We start from the raw sequence: 25,248 nt of genomic DNA, 5'->3' as shown, positions 1-25,248 counted from the left end.
GGGGCGCCCCCTGCGGCGTTGCGGTGCCGGCTTCAGGCAGGCTTCGAAGCGGACTCGGGCTCGGTTCGGGTCTTCACCTCGGGCTGCTCGGACTGCTCGGGCTGCTCGAGGTTCGGCTTCGGCTCGGCCTTCGGCTTCGGCTTCGGTTTCGGCCTGCGGACCTTGTCCGGGCCGCCGGTGAACTTCTCGTACTCCTTGAGCACCTCGTCCGTGGGGCCGTCCATGCGCAGTTCGCCCCGCTCCAGCCACAGCACGCGGTCGCAGGTGTCGCGGATCGACTTGTTGCTGTGGCTGACCAGGAACACCGTCCCGGCGTGCTTGCGCAGCTCGCGGATGCGGCCCTCGGAGCGTTTCTGGAAGGAGCGGTCGCCGGTGGCCAGGGCCTCGTCGATGAGCAGGACGTCGTGGTCCTTCGCGGCGGCGATGGAGAAGCGCAGCCGGGCGGCCATGCCGGAGGAGTAGGTGCGCATCGGCAGGGTGATGAAGTCGCCCTTCTCGTTGATGCCGGAGAAGTCGACGATCTCCTGGTAGCGCTCGTGGACCTGCTCGCGGGACATGCCCATCGCGAGCCCGCCCAGCATGACGTTGCGCTCGCCGGTGAGGTCGTTCATCAGGGCCGCGTTGACGCCGAGGAGGGAGGGCTGGCCGTCGGTGTAGATCCGGCCGTTCTCCACCGGGAGCAGTCCGGCGACGGCCTTGAGCAGGGTCGACTTGCCCGAGCCGTTGGTGCCGATCAGGCCGATGGCCTCGCCCCGGTAGGCGGCGAAGGACACGTTGCGCACCGCGTGCACGGTGCGCACGCCGGACGCCTTCTCGGTCTTGCGGCGGCGCACGATGCGGTTGAGGGCCGCGGTGGCGGAGCCGCGTCCGGCGCCGGTGCCGTTGACCCGGTAGACGATGTCGACGCCGTCGGCGACGACGGTGGGGATCTTCTCGTCGGTGTTGTCAGCCACGGCCGTAGGTCTCCTCAGCCTTCCAGAAGTAGATGAAGCCGATCACGCCGGCCAGCAGGGCCCAGCCCGCCGCGAAGGCCCACACGTGCGGCGGCAGGTACGAGGAGCCGTAGTCGTCGATCATCGCGAAGCGGACCAGGTCCATGTAGACCGCGGCCGGGTTCCACTGCAGGACGTCGGCCAGCCAGGGCGGGACGTCCTTGTCGGCGAGCATCGCCGGGATGCTGAACATGACGCCCGAGGCGTACATCCAGGTGCGCAGCACGAACGGCATCAGCTGGGCCAGGTCGGGGGTGCTGCTGCCCAGGCGGGCGAAGAGCAGCGCCAGGCCGGTGTTGAAGACGAACTGGAGCAGCAGCGCGGGGATCACCAGCAGCCAGGACAGGGCGGGCATGCTGCCGAACGCCATCACCACGACGACCAGGACGACCATCGAGAACAGCAGTTGCTGGAGCTGCTGCAGCGCGAAGGAGACCGGCAGCGCGGCCCGCGGGAAGTGCAGGGCCCGCACCAGGCCCAGGTTGCCGGAGATGGCGCGCACGCCCGCGAGCACCGAGCTCTGCGTGAAGGTGAACACGAACACGCCGGTGACCAGGAACGGCACGTAGATGTCGCTGGGGATGCCCTCACGGGCGCCCAGCAGCAGACCGAAGATGAAGAAGTACACGGCCGCGTTCAGCAGCGGGGTGGCCACCTGCCACAGCTGGCCCAGCTTGGCCTGGCTGTACTGCGCCGTCAGCTTCGCCCGCGAGAAGGCGAGGATGAAGTGCCGGCGCGCCCACAGCTCGCGGACGTAGCCGGGCAGGGTGGGGCGGGCGCCGCTGACCGTGAGGCCGTGGCGGGCGGCGAGGGCCGGGAGGTCGTCCTCGGCGGCCGGGGGGACCGGTGCGGGAGGCGGTGTGTGGAGGGCCTGACTCACATCCGCTGCTTTCGCTAGGGGGGTGGGGGTGGCGGCGGGATGGTGCGGTGCCGGGTCCCACCCGGTGTTTCCCCGCGTGTCTTCGCGTGTTCACCTACGTCGGGACGGCACCGTATCGTCGCCACGCGAGCGTAGGCGGAACGCACGTCGGAACGCAACCGTTTCGTCGTGACGGCCCGGGTCCGGAGCAGGTTCGAAGCAGGTTCGGAGCAGGTCCGGGCCCGCTCCGGAGCGGATCCGGAGCGGGCCCGGCCGGTGCCTGTCCGTGTCGAATCGGTGTACGTGCTGTCGTCAGAACGGGCCCGTATCGTCGTCGCGCCCTATGCTGGGCCGCATGACGACGAACGCCGACGAGCCCCAGCCGCGTCCGCGCCGCAGGGCCCCCGCCGGGGCGGCCGTGCTGCGCGAGGACGTGACGGAGGCGATCCGGGCGGCCGTCTTCGAGGAACTCGCGGCCGTCGGCTACGCGCGGATGTCCATCGAGGGCATCGCGCGCCGCGCGGGCGTCGGCAAGACCGCGGTGTACCGCCGCTGGCGCTCCAAACTGCACCTGGTCCTGGACCTGGTCTCCGCCCTCGCCGTGCAGGGCCTGCCCGCGCCGGACACCGGCTCCCTCGAGGGCGACCTGCGCCTGCTCTACGAGGTCACCTCACGCGCCCTGCGCCACCCCGTCGCCTCGCAGATCCTCCCCGACCTCCAGGCCGAGGCCGCCCGCAACCCCGACATCGCCGAGGCCCTGCAGAAGGCGCTGCGGGAGGGGCAGGACGGGGTCGCCAAGGGCATCGTCGCGGCGGCACAGGAGCGGGGCGAGGTGCGCCCCGGCATCGACCACGCCCTGGCCCTCGACCTGATCTCGGGCCCGCTGTACTGGCGCTCGGTGATCATCCGCAACCCGAAACTGCCGAAGGGCTACCTGGCGACGCTGGCGAGGGCGACGACCGCGGCGCTCAAGGCGCTGTAGGGCAGGTCGCGGTCAGGCTCCGGGGTGGAGGCGCTGCCAGCCCGTCCAGGCCGAGGCGATCATGTCGTCGACGCTGAGGCGGGCCTTCCAGCCGAGTTCGGCGGCGGCGCGGTCGGCCGAGGCGACGACGTTCGCCGGGTCGCCGGGGCGGCGGGGGGAGACCGTGGGCGGGAGGTCGTGGCCGGTGAGGGCGTTGATGCGGTCGATCATGCCCCGGACCGAGACGCCCTCCCCGCGGCCGATGTTGAGGGTGAGGTCCCGGCCGGGTGCGGCGCGCAGGGCGCGGGCGGCGGCCACATGGGCCTCGGCGAGGTCGACGACGTGGATGTAGTCGCGGACGCAGGTGCCGTCCGGGGTCGGGTAGTCGTCGCCGAACACGCGCGGGGGCTCGTTCGCGGTCAGCTTCTCGAAGACCATGGGGACGAGGTTGTAGACGCCCGCGTCGGCGAGTTCCGGGCGTGCGGCGCCCGCCACGTTGAAGTAGCGCAGGGAGGCCGTGGACAGTCCGGTCGCCCGGCCCGTCGCGCGGACCAGCCACTCGCCGGCCAGCTTCGTCTCGCCGTACGGGGACATCGGCAGGCAGGGGGTGTCCTCGGTGACCAGTTCGGCGCCGGTGGACGGCGTGCCGTACACCGCCGCCGAGGACGAGAACACGAAGGACGACGCCGTGCCCGCCGCCGTCACTGCCTCCAGCAGGACGCGCAGGCCCTCGACGTTCACCCGGTAGTACTGCAGGGGCAGGTCCACCGACTCGGCGACCTGCTTCTTCGCCGCCAGGTGCACGACGCCGGTGACCTCGTGGTCGGCGAGGGCGCGCGCCACCCGCTCGCCGTCCAGGACGGAGCCGACCACCAGCGGCACTCCGTCCGGCACGCGGTCGGGGATGCCGGTGGACAGGTCGTCGTACACCACCGCCCGTTCCCCCGCCTCGGTCATCGCGTGTACGACGTGCGCCCCGATGTAGCCGGCGCCGCCGGTGATCAACCAGGTCATGTGCGGCCGTCCCCTCGTCGTTGACCCGTGGTGGTGCGGGTGGTGCGGGTGGTGCTCCGGTGGTGCCGTGGCGTGCGGTGGGCGGTCCGTCTCCACCGGTCGTCCGGTTTCCACCGTTCGGCAGGATCCTAGGCTTCGTTCGCCGCCGCCGTGTCCAGTGCGGTGGTGAGACGGTCCAGACGGGCCTTCAGGCCCTGGATCTCGTCGAGTCCGAACCCGGTCGCGGTGACGATCCGGCGCGGGACGTCGAGGGCCCGCTCGCGCAGCGCGAGGCCCTCCTCGGTGGGCCGCACCTCCACCGAGCGCTCGTCGCGCGCACTGCGTTCCCGGTGCACCAGGCCGGCCGCCTCCAGCCGCTTGAGCAGCGGTGACAGGGTGCCGGAGTCGAGCCGCAGGTGCTCGCCGAGCTTCCGCACGGGCAGCGTGCCGTGCTCCCAGAGAGCCAGCATCACCAGGTACTGCGGGTAGGTGAGGCCGAGGTCTTTGAGGACCACGCGGTACACGCCGTTGAAGGCGCGCGAGGCGGACTGCAGGGAGAAGCAGATCTGCTGGTCGAGGCGGAGCCAGTCGCCGGCGGACCCGGGTGCCTCCGGGGTGGCCGGTCCGGGGTTCGGGGTCGGTGTCATGCCTCCAGGGTATCTCTCTCGAGTCATTTAGTTGTGTGCAATTTAGTTGTGTGCTCTACTTGGGGTGTGCGGAGGCCGGGGCCCTCGGACGGGACCGGCCGCCCCACGACCACGACTCGAAAGGGAAGGTTTCCCCATGGACGCGCTCTACACCGCTGTCGCCACCGCCACCCACGGCCGCGACGGCCGCGCCGTCACCTCCGACGGCAAGCTGGACCTCGGCCTCAGCGCCCCCGTGGAGCTGGGCGGCAACGGCGAGGGCACCAACCCGGAGCAGCTGTTCGCCGCCGGTTACGCGGCCTGTTTCGGCAGCGCCCTCGGGCTGGTCGGCCGGGCCGCGAAGGTGGACGTCAGCGAAGCCGCGGTGACCGCCGAGGTCGGCATCGGCAAGCAGGGCGAGGGTTTCGCGCTCGCGGTGACGCTGCGCGTCGAGCTGCCCGACACCGTGGACCAGGAGACCGGCCGCAAGCTGGTCGAGCAGGCGCACCAGGTCTGCCCCTACTCCAACGCCACGCGCGGCAACGTCCCGGTCGAGCTCGTCATCGAGTAGTCACCGGTCCCCGCCCGGGTCAGGCATCGCCCCGGGTTCGGCACCGCTTCGGGCCCCGGCGCGCACCGTGCGCGCCGGGGCCCGAACGCGTCACGTCACTTCACCGCGCCCGCCATCACGCCGGAGACGAACTGCCGCTGGAAGGCGAAGAACACGGCCAGCGGAATCACCATCGAGATGAACGCGCCCGGCGCCAGCACGTCGATGTTGTTGCCGAACTGCCGTACCTGGGTCTGCAGGGCGACCGTGATCGGCTGGCTCCCGGAGTCCGTGAAGATCAGCGCGACCAGCATGTCGTTCCACACCCACAGGAACTGGAAGATGCCCAGCGAGGCGATCGCCGGCCCGCCCAGCGGCATCACCACCCGCGCGAACAGGCGCAGTTCGCCGGCGCCGTCCAGCCGGGCCGCCTCCAGCAGCTCCTTCGGGATCTCCGCGAAGAAGTTGCGCAGCAGGAACACCGCGAACGGCAGACCGAAGCCGACGTGGAAGAGGATCACGCCGACGAGCGAGCCGAAGATGCCGATATTGCCGAAGAGTTCGGCGATCGGGATCAGCGCCACCTGCACCGGCACCACCAACAGCCCCACCACACCGAGGAACCACCAGTCCCGGCCCGGGAACTCCATCCAGGCGAAGGCATACCCGGCGAGCGAGCCGATCACCACCACCAGCACCGTCGCCGGGACGGTGATGTACACCGTGTTCAGCAGCGAACCGGTGATGTCGTCGTTCTCCAGCAGGGTCTCGTAGGCGCCGAAGGTGAGCTGCGAGGGCTCGGTGAACACCGTCCACCAGCCGTCGGCGGCCATGTCCTGCGGGGTGCGCAGGCTGGCCAGCAGCAGGCCGAGCGTCGGGACCAGCCAGAACAGGCCGACGACGATCAGGAACACCCGCACCAGACCACCGCTGACCCACTCGGCCAGCCGGGAACCGAGCGACCGGGACCCGAGCGACCGGGAGCCGAGTGACCGGGACCCGCGCGCCTCGGACTCCGGCGCCACGGCCCCTGAAGGCCCGGCCCCCGAAAGCCCGGACCCCGGCGTCCCGGACTCCGGTGAACCGTCGCCCTCCGGACGTGAGTTCATCGCCTGACCTCCCGCCTCAGCCGCCGCACGTTGAACCACATCACCGGGATCACCAGAAGCAGCAGGAACACCGCGATCGCGCTGGCGATGCCCGGCTGGTCCTCGGAGAAGCCCTTGCGGTACAGCTCCAGCGCGAGGACGTTGGCGTCGTCCTGGGAGGAGCCGGGCGCGATGATGAAGACCAGGTCGAACACCTTGAGCACGTTGATCATCAGGGTGACGGTGACGACCGCGAGCACCGGCGCCAGCAGGGGCACCGTGATCCGCCGGAACACCTGCCACTCGTTGGCGCCGTCGACCCGCGCGGCCTCCAGCAGTTCCCGGGGCATGCCCGCGAGCCCGGCCGCGATCAGCACCATCGCGAAGCCCGCCCACATCCAGATGTACGAGCCGATGATGGCGGGCGTGACCAGCGACGGGCCCAGCCAGTCCAGGCCGTTGTACGGCTCCTGGAAGTTGCTCGCCGGCAGCCTGAGCTGTGCGCCGTCCGCCTTCGCCGACAGGGAGAACGTGCCGTCGGCGGCCGCCGTGGCCGTCTCCACCACCGTGCCGTCCCTGACGGCCTCGATCTTCATGCCGGGATAGCCCAGCTCGTCCGCGTCGACCCCGTTCAGCGTGCCGACGCCCTTGCCGCGGGTGAAGTCCTGCCAGGTCGTGCCGGTGATTCGGTCCGTCTCCGGCTTCGGCGCCGCCGCCCGCGCGGCGTCGTCGGGGATCAGGTCCGGGGCGACGCCGACCAGCGGCAGCGCGACGGTCTCGCCGACGCCCACCGTCCCCTTGGTGACGAAGGCGCCCCCGCCGGCCGCCTCCAGCGGCGACTCACGGCCCGGGTGCGCCTTCGGGTACGCCGACGACTCGGCGAAGGTGTCGTGGACGCCCACCCACACCGCGTTCGCGACGCCCTTGTCCGGGTCCTGGTCGTACACCAGACGGAAGATGATGCCCGCGGCCAGCATCGAGATCGCCATCGGCATGAAGACGACCAGCTTGAACGCCGTGCCCCAGCGGATCCGTTCGGTCAGCACCGCGAAGATCAGGCCGAGCGCGGTGGCGACCGTCGGCGCGAACACCACCCAGATGACGTTGTTCTTCAGGGCGGTGCGGATGCCGTCGTCGGTGAACAGGGCCTGGTAGTTGTCGAATCCGGCGAATCCGTCGCCGGACTGGTCGTAGAAGCTGCGGACGACGGAGTACCCGATCGGGTAGACCACGAGCGCACCGAGCAGCAGCAGCGCGGGCAGCAGGAACAGCGCCGCGACGGTTCTGCGGGTGCCGGTGACGCTCCTGCGCGACGTGGGGGCGGCGGCGGGGGCCCCGGAGGGCCCCGCCGCCGTGTCCGACTTCATCGCCGGATCAGTTCCCGTACGCCGCGGCCGCGTCGGCCTCCAGCTGCCGCTGGGTGCCCGCGACGTCCTTCGGGTTCTTCAGGAAGTCCTGGAGCGCCTTCCACTCGCCCTTGCCGGGGGTGCCGCCGAAGGCCTGCGGGGCCTGGTCGGACATGTCGAAGCGGAAGTCGTCCCCGGCGTCGACGAGCGCCTGGGCCATCTTCTGCTGCACCTCGTTCGGGTACGCTGAGTTCGGCACGTTCTTGTTCGGCGAGAGGTAGCCGCCCAGCTTCGCCTGGATGCCCGCCGCGTCCGGGGAGGCGAGGAACGTCGCCAGCGCCTGCGCCGCCTTCGAGTCCTCCAGGATCACCGCCGCGTCGCCGCCGGACACCACCGGCGGGCTGTCACCGACCGCGGGGAACGGGAACACCTTCGCGTCCGTGCCGACCTTCGCCTCGGTCTCGCCGATGTTGACCTGGACGAAGTCGCCCTCGTAGACCATGCCCGCCTTGGGCTGGTCGCCGCCGGTGAAGGTCTGCGTCACGGAGGCGGGGAACTCGGTCTGCAGCGCGCCGCCCGGACCGCCCGCGAGGTAGTCCGCCTTGCCCCAGATCTCCGCCAGCGTGGTCAGCGCGTCCTTCACGGACGGGTCCGTCCACTTGATCTCGTGCGCGGCGAGCTGGTCGTACTTCTCCGGGCCCGCCTGGGAGAGGTAGATGTTCTCGAACCAGTCGGTGAGCGTCCAGCCGTCGGCGCCGCCGACCGAGAACGGGGTGACACCGGAGTCGTAGACCGTCTGCGCCGTGGTGAGCAGGTCCTTCCAGGTCTTCGGCTCGCTCGCGCCCGCGTTCTCGAAGACCTGGGCGTTGTACCAGATCAGCGACTTGTTGGCGGCCTTGTAGTAGACGCCGTACGGCTTGCCGTCGACCGAGCCGATGTCCTGCCAGCCCGGCGAGTAGTTCTTCTTGAGCTCCGCCTGCGCCTCGGCGCCCAGCGGCTTGGCCCAGCCCTTCTCCACGGCCTGCTTGACGGCGCCCGGCTGCGGCAGCAGCGCCACGTCGGGCGGGGCGCCGCCCGCGATCTTGGAACCGAGGAAGTTGATGATGGGGTCCTGGGCGGGAACGAACGTCACCTTCGCGCCGGTGCGCTTCTCGAACTCCGCGAGGACCTTCTTGAAGTTGGCCTGTTCGGTGCCGGTCCACACGGCGGCCACCTCGAGGCTCTGGCCGTCCAGCCGGGGAAGGGTGACGGTGGAGGCGGTCTCGTCGGCGCCGCTGCCCGTCTCGTCCTTGCCGCCGTCGTCGTCGCCGCCCCCGCACGCGGTGAGCGAGACCGCGAGCACGCCCGCGACGACGGCGGCCCCCGCTCTGCCGGCCCTGCGGGTGCGGGCGGCCGCTGTCGCTGTGGGTGTGCCGGACGACCTGCGTGCCCGGATGATCCTGCTCGTCCTGCGCATCACTGCCCCGTTCTTCGTACCTCGTCGAACGTCGAGCGCTGTCCCGTGCGCTCTGGTGTACGCCCGTGAGGTCGAGATCGGCAAGAGTGCGTCTCGTGTCAAGTCCGGGATCGTGACCGCGTCGTGACTCTCCGGCGCGAAGGCGTCCGGGCCGGCCCGCCGAGGCAGGCCCGGACGCCCGCACCGCCCGTCGAGGGCGCGGGTGTCACGGACCGGGGTCGGCGGTGCTGGTAGGGCTGATGGGGTGACGCGAGGGTCGTGAGGGCCGAGGCGTTGCGCGCCCTCGCCGTTCTCGCCGCTCTTCCCGCACGAGCGAGGGAGAGCGGCGAGAGGGGCGCGGGGTCACAGCAGCGACGGCACCTCGGTGGCCGAGACCTCGCGGCCCGCGCGTTCCAGCGCGCTGGCGAGCAGGGCGAGATCGGTCGGGCCGTTGCCGAGCTCCCGGACCGGGCGGCGGGCGGGCGGATCACCCATGCGGTGCCACTCCAGCGGCACGACCGTGGGCCGCAGCGTCGCCGTGCGCGGGATGCGCCCGGTCACTCGCCCGCCCTGGAACGCGGTCACCCTGCCGTCCGCATGGGACAAACGCCCCCGGCCCGGCGCCGGTTCGCCTCCGCTCTCCCGGCTCGGTTCGAACGAGGAAGCGGCCCCGCGGCCCGGTGCGGGAGCGTCGAGCGCCACGCGCAGGGCCGCACGGCGCGCCGGCTCGGACTCCGCCGTACGGGCGCAGGGGCCGGTGGCCGACACCAGGTGCACGCCCAGCCGCTCGCCCTCCCGCGCCACCGCCTCCAGCGCCCGCAGCACCGACCCGGCGGCGGGCCGCCCGGGCGAACCGAGCGCGGGAGAGACCAGTGCGTCCAGGTCGTCGACGACCACCACCAGCCGGGGCAGCGGCGGCGGAGCCTGGGCCCTGAGCCGCGCGGCCCCGGGCCGCAGCCGCAACGTGGAACTGGACGGGACCTCCAGGTCGCCCCCGGAGTGCTCGCCGCCGGCGGCCGCGGGGCCGCGGGGTGCGACCGTGCGCTGGGCGACCATACGGTCCGACAACTCGCGCCCGGTGTGCCACTCCACGAAGTCCGACCGGCCGAGCAGTTCGGCACGCCGCTTCAGCTCGGCACTCAGTGACTGGGCGAACTCCCGCATCCGCACCGGGTCGTTGGCGCTGAGATGTGTGGTGACATGCGGTACGTCCGTACACACACGCAGTCCGTCGCCCTGCCCGTCGCCCGGCCCGTTGCCCTGTCCGCCGCCCGTGGTGCCGGCGCGGCCGTCCACCAGCACGATGCCCAGCCGGTCCGGCCGTTCGGCCGCTGCCAGGGAGGCGACGACGGCCCGGAGCAGTTCCGTACGGCCGCTGCCGGACGGCCCCTCCACCAGCAGATGCGGCCCGTCGGCCACGAGGTCGGCGGACACCGGGCCGCGCGGCCCGGCGCCCAGCACCGCGCACACCCGGCCGCCGAGCCGCTCCTTGTCGTCGGCCGCGTCCGCCCAACGGGCCATCAGCGAGGCCGGGGTGGCGCGGGCCAGGCCCAACTCGTCCAGCAGCCGCGCCGACCGGGGCAGCGGCGCCGACACGCGCGCGTGCCGCGTACCGGGGACGCCCGCCGTGCGCAGGGGCGCCAGGGCCCGCGCGAACCGCTCGGCCCAGGCGGGGGAGACCGCGTCGACCGTGGCGATCGTGCCGTGGCCGACCGGACCCGGCCCCGAGCCGGTGGCGGCCACCCGCAGCAGCCGCAGGGTGGTCGCCACGTCCCCGCTGAGCAGGGCGACGGCACCGCACTCCCGGAACGCGGGCGTCACCGCGCAGGCCGCCTCGTACGTCTCCGTCATCGGGGACGAGGCGGAGGCGGCGGCCGTCTCGGCGAGGCACACCAGGTGGATACCGGCCCGCGGCCCCTCCACCGCCAGCCGTGCCACCGCCTCGCGCACCTCGGGTTCCCCGGGGTCACCGTCCACGACGACCACGGTGTACGGCCCGCTGAAGCCGCCTGCCGGACCCTCGCCGGCCTCCCGGACGGGCCGCCGGGGCGCGCCCCGGTCGGCGCCGGAGGCCCGGGGCTGCTCGGGGATGAGCGGGGCGACCTGGGCGGAGGGGCCGGACCGGGAGGAAAAGGCGGGAGGGGAGGCCGGGGCGGGGGAGGTGCGGGCCGCGTGGTCGTGGTCGCCCAGGCGGCGCAGCAGTTCCTCGGCGCGGGCCGCGGCCTGGTCGCGGTCGTGGGCGAGGAGCAGCCGGCAGTCCTGCCCGTGTCCCGGCCGCACGTGCGGCAGCCAGCCCAGCCAGGCCCATTCCGCGGTGCGCTCCTCCAGGGTGCGGGAGCGGTCGGCGGTGATCAGGACGATCTCGAGCGTGTCGGGGGAGTGCAGCGCGGCGAGCTGGGCCAGCACCGCGCGGGCCAGCCCGGAGAGCCGCTCGCGCGGACCGGCCAGGCCCAGCGAGCCCACCTCGCGCAGCCCCGACGTCACGGGTACGGCGGGCAGCAGGCCCGAGCCGCCGGGGACCGCCCGGTCGGCCGTGCCGAGGCGTATCGCGAGGGCCTCCGGGTGGCCGGGCCCGCGTTCCCACAGACGGGGTCCGGGACCCAGCGCGGTCAGCAGCAGGGTGGCGGGGTCGGGCCAGGTCTCGGGCGGGCCGGGCAGGGCGACGGCCGGTTCGACCGGGACGGCACCGGCCGCCTCCGCGCCGTACGTCTCCGGCCCGGTGCGCTCCTCCGGCTCCGGACGTCCCCCGGCCAGCCGGCGCGCCCACGCCGAGAGCCCGCCGCGTCGGCGCCCGCCGGAGGGCTGCGGTGCGAGACCGGCGTCGACCGGGTCGGTGCCGTGCACCGGCGTGCCCTTGCGGCCTCCGGCGGGCCGGGCGGTGAGCCCGTCGTCGGCGCCGTGGCCGGTGGACGCGCCCGCGCTGCCCGCGCGGGTACCGGTCTCCGTCCCGGACACCGGGTCGAACCCGCCGTCGGCGGGCCTCGGCTGCGACACCCGGCGCCCCTTGGGGACCCGTGGCACCTCGCCCCGGGAAGCCGTGTGGACCGTACGCCTGCCGCTGCCGCTGCCGCTGCCGCTGTTGCGGCCCGTGCTTCCGGAGTCGGAGTCGAAGCCGGTGTCGGAGCCGGGACCGGCACCGGAGCCGGATCCCGAGCCCGCGTCCGAAGCGTCGCCCGTCCCGTGGTTCTCGATCCCCGGCGCGCCCCCCTGGCCGGGCACCAGCGGGGTCTCCCCGGTGGTCCCGGCCGCCGGGGAACCGTGGCCGTGGTGCGTGGGCCCGTCCGGCGGACGCACGGCCGCCGGCCCTGCCCCCGCCCTCGCGGGAGGCTCCGCGAACGTCCCCGCGGGCGGTTCCGGCACGCGGACGTGCCCCTCGCCGTCCGGCGTCGTCCGTGCCCGCGCCCCCGGCCCCGCGGCCGGGGTGAGCCGCAGCGCCGACTCGCCGATCCGCAGCAGCGCGCCCGGGGCCAGACCGACCGGCCGGGAGCCCACCCGCCGGCCGTCCAGGGTCGTGCCGTTGGTGGAGCCGAGGTCCGCGACCGAGACCCTGCCGTCCGGGCCGACCGTCACCGCGCAGTGCAGCCGGGAGACGTCCGGGTCGTCGAGCGGCACATCGGCGTCGGCCGAGCGCCCGATGCGGATCTCGCCGCCGTGCAGCAGATGGACGCCGCCCGCGTCGGGACCGGCGACGACATGGAGCCTGGTCGGGGTGTCGTCCAGCTCGGGGTGCGGCTCCGGCTCGCCCGGGGCGCCCACGGCCAGTACCGCGCCGTCGATCAGCGGGGGCTCGCCGAGTGTGCAGCGCTGGGCGTCCAGCCGCTGGTCACCGGCGTACAGCACCGGGGCGCCGGAGGAGCCCGCGGAACCGGAGGCGCCGTCGCCGCCGGAGACCGCCGAGACCAGCGCGGCGGCCACCGCCGCCAGGGCCGTACCGGCGGGGGCGGTGACGACCACATGGCCTCGCGCGGGGGAGGTCAAACCCAGCGGATCTACCACGGTCAGCCGGATCTGCATCGCCGTGAGCGGTCCCTTCTGCGCGAGCGCCCGCGGCATGGAGGACGGAACCGCCCCGCGGTCCCCCACCGCGGACTTCCCCCACCACCACACGCGCACGTACGGCCAGTGCTGCAGGCATCTTCGCACCTGCCACCGACAACGCGCCCGCCTCCCCGCATCAAATGATCTTGATTGGTCGGCTCTGCCCTCAAAAGTGCCTGACCAATGCGTCATGGATGATCGTTCCAGCGCTACTTGAGATCGGTCACGTCCGGCCATCGGCAACCAACAGACCGGGTCGAGCGTCTTTCCTCGAACACGGGCAGGACCCCCGCGGTCCCCGCCCGGGCCCTGGTCCGGGCCCTGGTCCGGGCCCTGTTCCGGGCTGCGCCCGGGGGAGATCACGGCCTACCCGTACGAGAACCGGGAAGGAAGTCGTCGACGGTGTCAGGCCGGTGCCCCGCGTTGCGGCATTACAGTGGGGCGGAACATTTCCGAGCACGACGCATCACGGTGTACGCCAGTCAAGCAAGCAGCAGGGAGCGCATGACGTGCGGCCGGTAGGCAGCAAGTACCTGCTCGAGGAGCCGATCGGACGCGGCGCCACGGGCACCGTCTGGCGAGCCCGCCAGCGGGAGACCGCGGGGGCCGAGGCGGCAGTGCCCGGCCGGCCGGGAGAGACCGTCGCGATCAAGGTCCTCAAGGAGGAGCTCGCGAACGACGCGGACATCGTGATGCGTTTCCTGAGGGAACGCTCCGTCCTGCTCAGACTGACCCACCCCAACATCGTCCAGGTCCGCGACCTGGTCGTCGAGGGTGATCTGCTGGCCCTGGTCATGGACCTGGTCGAGGGTCCCGACCTGCACCGGTACCTGCGCGAGAACGGCCCCTTCACCCCCGCGGCCGCCGCCCTCATGACCGCCCAGATCGCCGACGCGCTCGGCGCCAGCCACGCCGACGGCGTGGTGCACCGCGACCTGAAGCCCGCCAACGTGCTGCTCAAGCAGGGCGGCGGCGAGCTGCACCCGATGCTGACCGACTTCGGCATCGCCCGGCTGGCCGACTCCCCGGGGCTGACCCGCACCCACGAGTTCGTCGGCACACCCGCGTACATCGCGCCCGAGTCCGCCGAGGGCCGCCCGCAGACCTCCGCCGTCGACATCTACGGCGCCGGCATCCTGCTGTACGAACTGGTCACCGGCCGCCCGCCGTTCTCCGGCGGCTCCGCCCTGGAGGTGCTGCACCAGCACCTGAACGCCGAACCGCGCCGCCCCTCCACCGTCCCGGACCCGCTCTGGACGGTCATCGAGCGCTGCCTCAGCAAGAACCCCGAGCAGCGGCCCAGCGCCGAGAACCTCGCGCGCGGCCTGCGTGTCGTCGCCGACGGCATCGGCGTGCACGTGAACTCCGCGCAGATCTCCGCCGCGGAGAACGTCGGCGCGCTCCTCATGCCCGACCCCGCGCCCGCCCCCGTGCCCGGCACACCCGGCGCGCCCGGTTCCGCCGACCCGACGCAGGTGCTGCCGCACACCGGGGGTGCGTACGACCCCAACGGCGCGACCAGCGTCCTGCCGCAGACCGGCGCCAACGCCTCGGCGGGCGTCGGCGGCCCCTCCGGCGCCGCCGACCCGACCGCCGTCATGCCCCCGGTGCCGCCCGGCCCGCCCGGTCAGGGCGGCCAGGGGCAGCCCGGGTCCGACGACCCGCACCCCTGGCAGAACCAGATGCGCGCGGCCCGCGACCGCAACGAGCAGACCCAGGTCCAGTACCTCGACCCGGGCGAGGACCCGCTGCGCCGCCGCCCCCAACGGCAGGTCTCCCGGCAGCAGCAGCCCCCGCAGCACCGCCCGCAGCCCCAGCCCGGCTCCGGCTACGGTCAGCCGCAGCCGTACCAGCAGGCACAGCAACCTCAGCAGCCCCAGCAGTACGCCCCGCCCCCGCCGCAGCGGCCCCAGAGGTCCCAGCGGTCCCAGCGGCCGCGCCAGCCGGAGCCGCAGCGGTACACCCCGCCGCCGGAGCCGCGACGCCCCGCGCGCGAGCCCCGGCAGCGCAGCGCCAACCCGATGCGCATCCCCGGCCTCGGCTGCCTGAAGGGCTGCCTGTTCACGATCGTCATCCTGGTCGTCGCGAGCTGGCTGATCTGGGAGCTGAGCCCGCTGCAGGACTGGATCGGCAGCGGCAAGGGCTACTGGGAGCAGCTCACCGACTGGTTCACCAGCACGGTGGACTGGTTCCAGGATCTGGGCGGGTCCGGGTCCGACCCGTCGCAGTAGTCCGGCGCCCCGGACGGCCGGTGACTCCGTGGTCCGGAGCCGCCGGCCGTCCGGGGCGCGTCCGGCCGGTTTGCTGATATGTCGACACCCGCCGGGTGATTTCCGGATCCCCCGTGAAGGTTGGCTTCCGGGGCGCGTAGCTTTGGCGGCAACACGCGTCGGTAGGAGCAGTCTTGGCACGGAAGATCGGCAGCCGGTACACCGCCCACCAGATTCTCGGGCGGGGCAGCGCCGGCACGGTGTGGCTCGGTGAGGGGCCGGACGGGCCCGTCGCCGTCAAGTTGCTGCGCGAGGACCTCTCCTCGGACCAGGAGCTCGTCGGACGCTTCGTGCAGGAGCGGACGGCGCTGCTCGGTCTGGAGCATCCGCACGTCGTCTCGGTGCGCGACCTGGTGGTCGACGGCAACGATCTCGCGCTGGTCATGGACCTGGTCCGCGGTACGGATCTGCGGACCCGCCTCGACCGCGAGCGCAGGCTCGCCCCGGAGGCCGCCGTGGCGATCGTCGCCGATGTCGCGGACGGCCTGGCGGCGGCGCACGCCGCGGGGGTCATCCACCGGGACGTCAAGCCGGAGAACATCCTGCTGGACATGCAGGGCCCGGTCGGCCCCGGCGGCTCGCACCGCGCGCTGCTGACCGACTTCGGGGTGGCCAAGCTCATCGACACCCCGCGCCGCACCCGCGCCACGAAGATCATCGGAACGCCGGACTACCTGGCGCCGGAGATCGTGGAGGGCCTGCCGCCGCGCGCGTCGGTCGACATCTACGCGCTCGCCACGGTCCTGTACGAGCTGCTCGCGGGCTTCACGCCGTTCGGCGGCGGACACCCGGGAGCGGTGCTGCGCCGCCACGTCACCGAGTCGGTCGTCCCGCTTCCCGGTATCCCCGACGAGCTGTGGCAGCTGCTCGTGCAGTGCCTGGCCAAGGCGCCGGCCTCGCGGCTGCGGGCCTCGGAGCTCGGGGACCGGCTGCGGGAGCTGCTGCCCCTGCTGGCGGGGATGCCGCCACTGGACGTGGACGAGCCGGACGCCGAGCCGACGGAGCAGGGGGGCGAGGACACCCTCTCCTCCGGCCCGGCGCCGGCGGCCGGGGCGCCCGCGCGGCGGCGCGGCGCGGTCCCGCTGGTCCCGGGCGCGAAACCGGCCGACTCCAACCGGGACACCCACACGTCGATGCGTGTTCCGGGCCCCGACGAGCTGGCCGGAGGCGCCCGCGGCACGGCCCGCGCGCCCCGCGCGAGCGGCGCCCGCCGTCCCGGCTCGGCCCGCAACCGCGCGGTGGCCCGCCGGCGCCGGCTCACCCTGGCCGCGCTGGCGGTGACCCTGCTGGCCGCCGTCGGCGCGGGCGCCTTGCTGGCCGCCTCGGACGACGAGCCGGGAGCGGACCCGCGCGACTCGAACCATTCGGCTCCCGCCACGCCCTGACCCCCGCCACCCCCTGATCCCGGCCACGGCCCTGCCGCGCCCCACGGCCCCGACCTGCCCCGATGTCCGCGACGGGCCCTGGGGGCGGGCGTCCGGCGTGGTGTGCCCGGGCGAGCCGTTACGCTGGGGGTGTGGCAGTCGTCGATGTTTCCGAAGAGCTCAAGTCCCTCTCCTCGACCATGGAGTCGATCGAGGCCGTTCTGGACCTCGACAAGCTGAGGGCAGACATCGCCGTGCTCGAGGAGCAGGCGGCCGCTCCGTCCCTGTGGGACGACCCGGAGGCGGCGCAGAAGATCACCAGCAAGCTCTCCCACCTCCAGGCCGAGGTCAGGAAGGCGGAGACGCTGCGCGGGCGGATCGACGATCTCGCCGTGCTCTTCGAGATGGCCGAGGAGGAGGACGACCCGGACACCCGCGCGGAGGCCGAGTCCGAGCTGACCAACGTCCGCAAGTCGCTCGACGAGATGGAAGTCCGCACCCTCCTGTCCGGCGAGTACGACGCGCGTGAGGCGCTCGTCAACATCCGCGCGGAGGCCGGCGGCGTCGACGCCGCCGACTTCGCGGAGAAACTCCAGCGCATGTACCTGCGCTGGGCCGAGCAGCACGGCTACAAGACCGAGATCTACGAGACGTCGTACGCGGAGGAGGCCGGCATCAAGTCGACCACCTTCGCCGTGCAGGCGCCGTACGCCTACGGCACCCTCTCGGTCGAGCAGGGCACCCACCGGCTGGTGCGCATCTCGCCCTTCGACAACCAGGGCCGGCGCCAGACCTCGTTCGCGGGCGTCGAGGTGCTGCCCGTCGTCGAGCAGACCGACCACATCGAGATCGACGAGTCGGAGCTGCGGGTGGACGTGTACCGGTCGTCCGGTCCCGGCGGCCAGGGCGTGAACACCACCGACTCCGCGGTGCGGCTCACCCACCTCCCCACCGGCATCGTGGTCTCCTGCCAGAACGAGCGCTCGCAGATCCAGAACAAGGCCACCGCGATGAACGTCCTCCAGGCCAAGCTGCTGGAGCGGCGCCGCCAGGAGGAGCAGGCCAAGATGAACGCCCTCAAGGGCGACGGCGGCAACTCCTGGGGCAACCAGATGCGTTCGTACGTGCTGCACCCCTACCAGATGGTCAAGGACCTGCGCACGGAGCAGGAGGTCGGCAACCCCGAGTCCGTGTTCAACGGTGAGATCGACGGCTTCCTGGAAGCCGGAATTCGCTGGCGCAAGCAGCGGGAGAAGTAACCCCGCGCGCGAACAGCGCTTTATCGACAAGGCAACTGCCGCCCCAGTGGCGGCAGTTGCCTTTTGCGCGTCGGGGATGTCGGGCTTTTACATCACAATCACAGCTTCCACTCTCGGCAAAGCGCGCTTACGTGGACATCGCGTACGCAACGGCCTTGACGTTCATTTGAAAAGTGGGAAAGGTGAAGCTCGGCATGCGTATCTCTGGGGCGCATGTGAACCGGGGGGCTTGCCAACGCAGTCGGCCCTGTTGATCACCGCCCCGAGCGCCGCCTCACTGACGATGAGCTACTGGGGGTAGCAACCACATGACCAAGAAGACGCGCGTCCGTGTCGCACGGATCGCGGCCGGCGCCGTGATCGCGGCCGGCGCCTCGCTGACCGCCGCCGGCGCGGCCTCCGCCCTCGACATAGGCGTGAGCGCCGGTGTCGGGAGCGAGGGTGTCAACGTCGGCGTCAGCCTGGAGGCCGGCGACGAGGACCCGACCGACGAGCCGGAGGAGCCGACGGACCCGCCGACCACCATTCCGGAGGAGCCGGAGGTGCCGACGGACCCGGAGGTGCCGACCGACCCCGAGGTGCCGACGGACCCCGAGGTGCCCACCGACCCGGAGGAGCCCACGGAGCCCGAGGTGCCCACCGACCCGGAGGAGCCCACCGAGGCCCCGACCACCCCGGGTGGCGGCACCGGCGGTGGCAGCGGCGGCAGCGGCGGCGGTGGCGGCAACGCCCCGGCCGGCGGTGCCGGTGCCTCCGTCCAGGAGGAGGGCTCCTCGGCCCTCACCGACACGGGCGACGCGCCCGCCCCGTCGGCCCAGGGCAACGGCAAGGAGCTCGCCGAGACCGGTGCCGCCGAGATGACCTTCCTGGTGATCGGCGCCGCCACGATGATCGCCGGTGGCATCGGCTTCCGTGTGCTGCCGCGCCTCATGGGCAACCGCGGGGCCGCTGCCGCCTGACGGTGACGGCGCGCGTACGTACCGTACGCACGGCGGGAGACAGGCCGAGGGGCCCGGAGCGCGTTCGCCGCTCCGGGCCCCTCGGGCGTCCGGCTTCTCCGTCCTCGCCCCTGCCGCTGTCCCCGCTCCCGCCGTCCCGTGGCCCCCTGCCGTCCCGTGCGGGAGCCGTGCCGTACGGGCCCGGGGCCCCGGTGGCCCGGGTGTCCTCGCGGGTGCGGCCGCTCCGCGGCGTCAGACGGTCTGGTGGGCGAGCAGCGCCACTGCCGCGACCAGCACCACCAGCAGCGCGATCAGCGCCGTCGGGTTCAGACCCGTGAAGAAGTTCACCTGCTGCAGCCGCTCACGGTTCGCGCGGCACACCGGGCACCGGCCCTCGCTCACGGGTGCGGCGCAGTTGGCGCACACCAGCCGGTCGTACGTCATGCGCTCGCCCTCCTCGCACCGGTTCCGGTCAGTACAACGCCCACGACCACGCGAACGTTCCTCCTACCACTGTGCCAGGTTCCGCGGCAATCGGCGCGGCCCTCCGTGTGCCGTCCCGCACATCCGGTATATAGCGCGCAAGTGTTACGCAACCCGGGCCGGTGACTGCGGGCGGCCTTCCGATTCGCGTAAGGTCACGCACATCTACCCCCGGCGACCCGTGGTGCACCCGTGATCCGATTCGACAACGTCTCCAAGGCCTACCCCAAACAGAACCGTCCAGCCCTCCGGGATGTCTCCCTGGAGGTCGAGAAGGGCGAGTTCGTGTTCCTCGTGGGGTCCTCGGGCTCCGGCAAGTCCACCTTCCTGCGGCTGATCCTCCGCGAGGAGCGGGCCAGCCACGGGCAGGTGCACGTCCTGGGCAAGGACCTCGCGCGCGTCTCCAACTGGAAGGTGCCGCAGGTCCGGCGCCAACTGGGGACGGTGTTCCAGGACTTCCGTCTGCTGCCCAACAAGACGGTCGCCGAGAACGTCGCCTTCGCGCAGGAGGTCATCGGCAAGTCCCGCGGCGAGATCCGCAAGTCCGTGCCGCAGGTGCTCGACCTCGTGGGGCTCGGCGGCAAGGAGGACCGGAGGCCCGGTGAGCTCTCCGGCGGTGAGCAGCAGCGCGTCGCCATCGCGCGGGCCTTCGTCAACCGGCCCAAGCTGCTCATCTGCGACGAGCCCACCGGCAACCTCGACCCGCAGACCTCGGTGGGCATCATGAAGCTGCTCGACCGGATCAACCGGACGGGCACCACCGTGGTGATGGCGACGCACGACCAGAACATCGTGGACCAGATGCGCAAGCGCGTCATCGAGCTGGAGAAGGGCCGCCTCGTCCGGGACCAGGCACGCGGCGTCTACGGCTACCAGCACTGACGAGGAACGGAAAGGCTTAACCCCACGCCATGCGCGCCCAGTTCGTTCTGTCGGAGATCGGTGTCGGTCTCCGCCGCAATCTGACGATGACCTTCGCCGTCGTCGTCTCCGTCGCCCTGTCGCTCACCCTGTTCGGTGCCTCGCTCCTGCTGAGCGACCAGGTCACCAGCATGAAGGGCTACTGGTACGACAAGGTCAACGTCTCCATCTTCCTGTGCAACAAGAGTGACGCCGCGTCCGACCCCAACTGCGCCAAGGGTGCGGTGACCGAGGACCAGAAGGGGCAGATCAAGGGCGACCTGGAGAAGATGACGGTCGTCGACTCGGTCACCTACGAGTCCCAGGACACGGCGTACAAGCTCTACAAGGAGCAGTTCAGCGACTCCCCGCTGGCCAGCTCCCTCACGCCGGACCAGATGCAGGAGTCGTACCGGATCAAGCTCAAGGACCCGGAGAAGTACAAGGTCGTCGCGACCGCCTTCGACGGGCGGGACGGGGTGCAGTCGGTACAGGACCAGAAGGGCACCCTGGACAACCTCTTCGGGCTGCTGGAGGGCATGAACCTGGCCGCTCTCGCGGTGATGGCGCTGATGCTGATCGTCGCCCTGATGCTGATCGTCAACACGGTGCGCGTCTCGGCGTTCAGCCGTCGGCGTGAAACCGGGATCATGCGGCTGGTCGGCGCCTCGGGCTTCTACATCCAGGCGCCGTTCATCGCCGAGGCCGCCGTCGCCGGACTCATCGGCGGCGCCCTCGCCTGCGGATTCCTGCTGGTCGGCCGGTACTTCATCATCGACGCCGGACTGGCGCTGTCGGAGAAGCTGAACCTGATCAGCTTCATCGGCTGGGACGCGGTGCTGACGAAGCTTCCGCTGATTCTCGCCACCAGTCTCCTGATGCCGGCCCTGGCCGCTTTCTTCGCGCTGCGCAAGTATCTGAAGGTGTGACTCTTGCCAAGAGGGGCGTACGGTCAACGGGCCGTGCGCCCCTTCGTGTTGTCCTAGACTCGCCGGCATGTCAGGTCGTGCCCTGTTCTGCGAGCCCCGTCGGATCCGTCGAGGGGGCGCCCTGGCCTTGGTGTTCACCGGTGTGCTCGTAGCCGGCGCGGTCACCGGCAGCCTGCCCGGGCCGACCGACCGGAAGCCCGCCGCGGGCAGTACCCAGGCGGCCGCCCCCGTCGGCCGCCACGCAGAGGTCGCCGAGGCGGCCGAGGCGGCCATGGCCGCCGGCACGTCCCCCGTGGAGGCCGCGCAGCGCGCCGTCAGCCGCAGCGGGGACCGGTGGGGTGCCGTCTACTCCCCGGACGAGTACGAGGAGTTCGCGGACGCCCTCGACGGCAGGTACACCGGCGTGGGTCTGTGGGCCCGGGAACGGTCCGGCCGCATCGAGGTGACCGGGGTGGGCAGCGGCACCCCCGCCGCCGACGCCGGCATCCGCGCGGGCGACCGGCTGCGCAGCGTCGACGGCGCGACGGTCGACGGGAGGCCCGTCACCGAGGTTGTCTCCTTACTGCGCGGTGACGACACCGACGAATCCGCCGGCACCACCGTCCGCCTCGGCCTGGAGCGCGGCACGCGCACCTGGAGCGAGACCCTGCGCCGGGCCCGGCTCTCCCGCGACGCCGTCACCGTCGACGGACTCCCCGGCGGGATCACCGTCGTCAAGGTCGCCGCCTTCACCAAGGGCTCCGGCGACGAGGTCCGGGACGCCGTGCGGAAGGCCCCGGCCGACGCGGGCATCGTCCTCGACCTGCGCGGCAACGCCGGCGGACTGGTCGCCGAGGCGGTCACCGCGGCCTCCGCCTTCCTCGACGGCGGCCTGGTCGCCACGTACGACGTCGAGGGCGAGCAGCACGCCCTGCACGCCGAGCCCGGCGGCGACACCGTCAGACCCCTGGTCGCGCTCGTCGACGGCGGGACGATGAGCGCGGCCGAACTGCTCACCGGCGCTCTCCAGGACCGCGGACGGGCGGTCGTCGTGGGCTCCCGCACCTTCGGCAAGGGCGCGGTGCAGATGCCCGGCAGGCTGCCCGACGGCTCGGTCGCCGAACTGACCGTGGGCCACTACCGCACCCCGTCCGGCCGGGGCGTCGACGGTCAGGGCATCACCCCCGACCTGGAGGCCGAGGAGCAGGCGCTCCAGCAGGTGGGCACGATCCTCGCCGGTCTCGGCCGCTAGGCGTATTGACCCGAAGCCGTGTTCACCCGTCGAGGAGCGGCCGTCCGGTGCGTGCTCCCGGTGTGCCGCCCGGACGTCCTCGTGCGGGACGGCCTGGTGCTTTCGGCCGGTGCGGCGAAGGGGGGACCTCCCTGCTCGGACGAACCCGGGAACTCGGGGGCGTGTGCCGGGCCTCGCGTCGCGGCGGACGTCCGTCGCGACGGGGCGGACGTCGTCTGCGGGGGCACCAGGACCCCGGCCGTCGGGCACCCGCCCGCCCGGTGACGTCGGGCACACTCTTTCCCGGGCTCCGCGAGCAGGGGAAGACCCCGGCCGTGTTGCCGAAACGCCCGCGCGGCTCCTCCCCCTCCCGGCTCCGACCGCACAGGGGAACCCCTGTGAGCAGCGGTGAGGGGCCACCTCCCTGACGCCACCGGACCCGCGCTCCGGGCGGACGACGGGCACGTACCGGACAGGTCCCGGCGGGCCCCGCGCGGCGCCCCGGCCCCCTGCGCCGTGAGCCGCCGCCCGGAGGGAATGCCCGATATCGGGGCTAACATGGCCAGACAGGACGTACGGCAGAGTCCCCCCTGTGCACAGCCTCTCCCCCCATCCTTTCGGGATCGAGGCCGCGGACCTCTGCTCACGCCGACGCCCGCCGAACTCGTTACCGACAGGAGCAGGACTGCATGCCCGAAGCCGTAGACGCGCCCCGCCCCGCGAGCGAGCAGCCGAAGGCCCCGATCGAGCGCCGCCACCTCGGCGGCACCGAACGGCGGCGCCCAAGCCAGGAGGCCGAGAGCCGTCCTCCCGTCTCCCGTCAGGAACTCAGCAAGGCCCCCGCGGAACTCATCGAGGAGCCCGGCCCCAGGGTCAACTGGCGCGTCTTCGTCATCTCCTCGGCCGTCATCGTCGCCTTCTCCCTCTGGGCCATGTTCGCGCCCGGGCACGCCGCCGGCACCATGCGGGCCATGGTGGCCTGGATCGCGGAGAACCTCGGCTGGTTCTACGTCCTGACCGTCACCGTGGTGATCGTGTTCGTTCTCTGGGTCGCGCTGTCCAAGCAGGGCTCCGTCCGGCTCGGCCCCGACCACTCCCGGCCGCAGTACAAGCTCTTCACCTGGGTGGCCATGCTGTTCGCCGCCGGTGTGGGCATCGACATGCTCTTCTACTCCGTCACCGGGCCCATCAGTCAGTACATGGCTCCGCCGACGGGCGAGGGCCAGACGGCCGCGGCCGCCCAGGACGCCGTGGTCTGGACCATGTTCCACTACGGCGTGGCCGGCTGGGCCATGTACTCGCTGCTCGGCATGGCCATGGGCTACTTCGCCTACCGCTGGGGCATGCCGCTGTCCATCCGGGCCGCCCTGTACCCCCTGCTCGGCAAGCGCGTCCGCGGCGGGATCGGCGACACCATCGACATCGTCACCCTGGTCGGCACGGTCTTCGGCGTCGCCACCTCCATGGGCATCGGCGTCGTGCTGCTGAACGTCGGCTTCGCCTGGCTGTTCGGCCTCCCGGAGGGCCTGGCCCTGCAGATCGCGCTGGTGGTCGTGGCCGTGATCATGACCATCGCCGCCTGCACCTCGGGCATGGACAAGGGGATCCGGCTGATCTCCGAGCTGAACATCTGGGGCGCGGCGGCCATGCTGCTCTACATCCTGGTGACCGGAGAGTCGGCGTTCCTGCTCAACGCGCTGGTGGAGAACATCGGCCGGTTCGTCTTCTCGCTGCCGGACCGGACCCTGCAGACCTTCGCCTACCAGGAGGGGGGCTCCGAGTGGATGGCCGGCTGGACCCTGTTCTTCTGGGCGTTCTGGCTGGCCTGGGGCCCGTTCGTGGGCCTGTTCCTCGCCCGCATCTCCCGGGGCCGGACGCTGCGCGAGTTCGTCATCGCCGCCATCACCGCCCCGGTGCTCTGCGACTTCCTGATCGTGAGCGTCTTCGGCAACAGCGCCATGCACCAGGTCCTGAACGGGAACACGGAGTTCGCCCAGCAGGCCATGGACAGCCCGGAGAAGGGCTGGTTCGCGCTGCTGGAGATGTTCCCCGGCGCCGCCTTCCTGATCGGCCTCGGCACGCTGTCCGGAATGCTGTTCTACCTCACCAGCGCCAACTCCGGCGCCATGGTGATGTCCAACTTCTCCTCCTCGATCCCCAAACCGTCACAGGACGGGGCGAAATGGCTGCGCGTCTTCTGGGCGGTGCTCACCGCGGTGCTGACCATCGCGATGCTGGTGGCCGGCGGGGTCACCACCATGGAGTACGCGACGCTCATCTTCGCCCTGCCGGTGACGATCATCGCCTGGCTGGTGATGGCCTCCTTCTCCAAGGCCCTGCGCATGGAGCGGGCCGAGCGCGAGGGCCGGGTCCTGCGCCGGCAGTCGACGGCGGCGCACGGCGGCCAGGTGCCCGAGCGCACCTGGCGCCAGCGGCTGGAGCGGATGCGCTCCTACCCCTCGAAGAAGCAGGTGGCCCAGTTCATGGAGCGCACCGTGCAGCCGGCGCTGGCCGACGTGGTCCGCGAATTCGGGAAGCAGGGCTACCAGGCCGCGCTGGACCTGGTCCCGAACGAGCTCACCGGCATCTCCAGTCACGCGCTGGGGGTCATGATTCCCGAGCACCGCGACTTCCACTACCAGGTGCAGGCCCTCGAGGCCCCGGTGCCGATGTTCGGCGGACGCATGTCCCGCCAGACGGACGTCTACTACCGGGTCGAGGTGTTCACCCAGACCGGCTCCGAGGGCTACGACCTCATGGGCCTGTCCCACCAGCAGGTGATCGACGACGTCCTGGACCGCTACGAGGCGCACCTGGGCTTCCTCGCCTACTCCACCGAGCATGACTACGCCTCGGTGCTCACGCCGCCGAGCATGACCGCCACAGGCGCCGTTCCGGTGGTGGAGCCCGCGAAGTCGCAGGACGACGCCAGCATGGACACGGCGGGCAGCGGGCCGAAGGCGTAGGCGCCGTTCCACCGGGGCGGCCGGCGCCCGCGCCACCCGCT

The 25,248-nt window shown here is 72.4% G+C and carries 19 protein-coding genes; 10 read left to right on the top strand and 9 right to left on the bottom strand.

The window, feature by feature from the left end; genetic code table 11:
- Positions 1–32 precede the first annotated feature (32 nt).
- Together OHB56_RS17100 and OHB56_RS17095 are read right to left on the bottom strand one after the other, a co-directional pair.
- Positions 33–953 (bottom strand): ABC transporter ATP-binding protein, encoded by a 921-nt coding sequence (locus OHB56_RS17100; RefSeq protein WP_406354241.1) that lies wholly within the window; start codon positions 951–953, stop codon positions 33–35.
- Complete coding sequence (locus OHB56_RS17095; RefSeq protein ID WP_406354239.1) at positions 946–1,872, bottom strand: ABC transporter permease; 927 nt, start codon at positions 1,870–1,872, stop codon at positions 946–948. The genes OHB56_RS17100 and OHB56_RS17095 overlap by 8 nt, the downstream gene beginning before the upstream one ends.
- Positions 1,873–2,206: 334 nt before the next feature.
- On the opposite strand from OHB56_RS17095, the gene OHB56_RS17090 reads away from it, so the two are divergent.
- Entirely contained in the window at positions 2,207–2,833 is a 627-nt protein-coding gene (locus OHB56_RS17090) for a TetR/AcrR family transcriptional regulator (protein WP_406354237.1), read from the top strand.
- 12 nt (positions 2,834–2,845) lie between these two features.
- On the opposite strand, the gene galE is transcribed toward OHB56_RS17090, so the two are convergent.
- Both galE and OHB56_RS17080 read right to left on the bottom strand, forming a co-directional pair.
- Positions 2,846–3,826, bottom strand: a complete 981-nt coding sequence (galE, locus tag OHB56_RS17085; protein WP_406354235.1) for a UDP-glucose 4-epimerase GalE — start codon at positions 3,824–3,826, stop codon at positions 2,846–2,848.
- 128 nt (positions 3,827–3,954) lie between these two features.
- A complete protein-coding gene (locus tag OHB56_RS17080; protein WP_406354233.1) occupies positions 3,955–4,452 on the bottom strand; it encodes a MarR family winged helix-turn-helix transcriptional regulator in 498 nt (165 codons plus the stop codon).
- Between the two features lie 136 nt (positions 4,453–4,588).
- Between OHB56_RS17080 and OHB56_RS17075 the strand changes: the two genes are divergently transcribed.
- On the top strand, positions 4,589–5,002 hold the full coding sequence (locus OHB56_RS17075; RefSeq protein ID WP_388928144.1) for an organic hydroperoxide resistance protein: 414 nt from the start codon (positions 4,589–4,591) through the stop codon (positions 5,000–5,002).
- A 95-nt stretch (positions 5,003–5,097) separates the two neighbouring features.
- Here the strand turns inward: OHB56_RS17075 and OHB56_RS17070 are convergent, their stop codons facing one another.
- From OHB56_RS17070 to OHB56_RS17055, 4 genes are all read right to left on the bottom strand, one after another.
- Positions 5,098–6,090, bottom strand: a complete 993-nt coding sequence (locus OHB56_RS17070; RefSeq protein ID WP_406354230.1) for a carbohydrate ABC transporter permease — start codon at positions 6,088–6,090, stop codon at positions 5,098–5,100.
- Positions 6,087–7,436: a carbohydrate ABC transporter permease gene (locus OHB56_RS17065; protein ID WP_406354228.1), complete on the bottom strand. Its 1,350-nt coding sequence runs from the start codon at positions 7,434–7,436 to the stop codon at positions 6,087–6,089. Before OHB56_RS17065 ends, OHB56_RS17070 begins: the two co-directional genes overlap by 4 nt.
- Positions 7,437–7,443: 7 nt before the next feature.
- Positions 7,444–8,871: an ABC transporter substrate-binding protein gene (locus tag OHB56_RS17060; RefSeq protein ID WP_406354226.1), complete on the bottom strand. Its 1,428-nt coding sequence runs from the start codon at positions 8,869–8,871 to the stop codon at positions 7,444–7,446.
- A 342-nt stretch (positions 8,872–9,213) separates the two neighbouring features.
- Positions 9,214–12,864, bottom strand: a complete 3,651-nt coding sequence (locus OHB56_RS17055; RefSeq protein ID WP_406359114.1) for an FHA domain-containing protein — start codon at positions 12,862–12,864, stop codon at positions 9,214–9,216.
- A 533-nt stretch (positions 12,865–13,397) separates the two neighbouring features.
- Between OHB56_RS17055 and OHB56_RS17050 the strand changes: the two genes are divergently transcribed.
- From OHB56_RS17050 to OHB56_RS17035, 4 genes are all read left to right on the top strand, one after another.
- Complete coding sequence (locus OHB56_RS17050; RefSeq protein ID WP_406354224.1) at positions 13,398–15,119, top strand: serine/threonine-protein kinase; 1,722 nt, start codon at positions 13,398–13,400, stop codon at positions 15,117–15,119.
- A 173-nt stretch (positions 15,120–15,292) separates the two neighbouring features.
- A complete protein-coding gene (locus OHB56_RS17045) occupies positions 15,293–16,543 on the top strand; it encodes a serine/threonine-protein kinase (RefSeq protein WP_406354222.1) in 1,251 nt (416 codons plus the stop codon).
- A 131-nt stretch (positions 16,544–16,674) separates the two neighbouring features.
- On the top strand, positions 16,675–17,781 hold the full coding sequence (prfB, locus tag OHB56_RS17040; RefSeq protein ID WP_326753036.1) for a peptide chain release factor 2: 1,107 nt from the start codon (positions 16,675–16,677) through the stop codon (positions 17,779–17,781).
- A gap of 308 nt (positions 17,782–18,089) precedes the next feature.
- A complete protein-coding gene (locus tag OHB56_RS17035; protein ID WP_326753035.1) occupies positions 18,090–18,740 on the top strand; it encodes a hypothetical protein in 651 nt (216 codons plus the stop codon).
- 231 nt (positions 18,741–18,971) lie between these two features.
- On the opposite strand, the gene OHB56_RS17030 is transcribed toward OHB56_RS17035, so the two are convergent.
- The gene (locus OHB56_RS17030) at positions 18,972–19,163 is read right to left on the bottom strand and encodes a hypothetical protein (RefSeq protein WP_055629368.1); all 192 of its coding nucleotides are present in this window, start codon (positions 19,161–19,163) and stop codon (positions 18,972–18,974) included.
- Between the two features lie 231 nt (positions 19,164–19,394).
- On the opposite strand from OHB56_RS17030, the gene ftsE reads away from it, so the two are divergent.
- From ftsE to betT, 4 genes are all read left to right on the top strand, one after another.
- Entirely contained in the window at positions 19,395–20,084 is a 690-nt protein-coding gene (ftsE, locus tag OHB56_RS17025; protein WP_055595116.1) for a cell division ATP-binding protein FtsE, read from the top strand.
- 29 nt (positions 20,085–20,113) lie between these two features.
- Positions 20,114–21,031, top strand: coding sequence for a permease-like cell division protein FtsX (ftsX, locus tag OHB56_RS17020; RefSeq protein ID WP_326753034.1), 918 nt, complete (start codon positions 20,114–20,116; stop codon positions 21,029–21,031).
- 67 nt (positions 21,032–21,098) lie between these two features.
- Positions 21,099–22,262, top strand: a complete 1,164-nt coding sequence (locus tag OHB56_RS17015) for a S41 family peptidase (protein WP_326753033.1) — start codon at positions 21,099–21,101, stop codon at positions 22,260–22,262.
- Between the two features lie 668 nt (positions 22,263–22,930).
- Positions 22,931–25,207 (top strand): choline BCCT transporter BetT, encoded by a 2,277-nt coding sequence (gene betT / locus OHB56_RS17010; RefSeq protein ID WP_406354218.1) that lies wholly within the window; start codon positions 22,931–22,933, stop codon positions 25,205–25,207.
- The last annotated feature ends 41 nt before the right edge of the window (positions 25,208–25,248 follow it).

The organism is Streptomyces sp. NBC_01635, assembly GCF_045209715.1.
Classification (GTDB): Bacteria; Actinomycetota; Actinomycetes; order Streptomycetales; family Streptomycetaceae; genus Streptomyces; species Streptomyces hirsutus.
This window is presented reverse-complemented; position numbering and strand designations above follow the sequence as displayed.

What these genes read in the sequence shown, in the direction of transcription:
- OHB56_RS17090 (WP_406354237.1), top strand. Translation starts at nt 2,207, where the DNA reads ATGACGACGAACGCCGACGAGCCCCAGCCGCGTCCGCGCCGCAGGGCC.
- galE (WP_406354235.1), bottom strand. Translation starts at nt 3,826, where the DNA reads ATGACCTGGTTGATCACCGGCGGCGCCGGCTACATCGGGGCGCACGTC.
- OHB56_RS17080 (WP_406354233.1), bottom strand. Translation starts at nt 4,452, where the DNA reads ATGACACCGACCCCGAACCCCGGACCGGCCACCCCGGAGGCACCCGGG.
- OHB56_RS17075 (WP_388928144.1), top strand. Translation starts at nt 4,589, where the DNA reads ATGGACGCGCTCTACACCGCTGTCGCCACCGCCACCCACGGCCGCGAC.
- OHB56_RS17070 (WP_406354230.1), bottom strand. Translation starts at nt 6,090, where the DNA reads ATGAACTCACGTCCGGAGGGCGACGGTTCACCGGAGTCCGGGACGCCG.
- OHB56_RS17065 (WP_406354228.1), bottom strand. Translation starts at nt 7,436, where the DNA reads ATGAAGTCGGACACGGCGGCGGGGCCCTCCGGGGCCCCCGCCGCCGCC.
- OHB56_RS17060 (WP_406354226.1), bottom strand. Translation starts at nt 8,871, where the DNA reads ATGCGCAGGACGAGCAGGATCATCCGGGCACGCAGGTCGTCCGGCACA.
- OHB56_RS17055 (WP_406359114.1), bottom strand. Translation starts at nt 12,864, where the DNA reads ATGCAGATCCGGCTGACCGTGGTAGATCCGCTGGGTTTGACCTCCCCC.
- OHB56_RS17035 (WP_326753035.1), top strand. Translation starts at nt 18,090, where the DNA reads ATGACCAAGAAGACGCGCGTCCGTGTCGCACGGATCGCGGCCGGCGCC.
- OHB56_RS17030 (WP_055629368.1), bottom strand. Translation starts at nt 19,163, where the DNA reads ATGACGTACGACCGGCTGGTGTGCGCCAACTGCGCCGCACCCGTGAGC.
- ftsX (WP_326753034.1), top strand. Translation starts at nt 20,114, where the DNA reads ATGCGCGCCCAGTTCGTTCTGTCGGAGATCGGTGTCGGTCTCCGCCGC.
- OHB56_RS17015 (WP_326753033.1), top strand. Translation starts at nt 21,099, where the DNA reads ATGTCAGGTCGTGCCCTGTTCTGCGAGCCCCGTCGGATCCGTCGAGGG.
- betT (WP_406354218.1), top strand. Translation starts at nt 22,931, where the DNA reads ATGCCCGAAGCCGTAGACGCGCCCCGCCCCGCGAGCGAGCAGCCGAAG.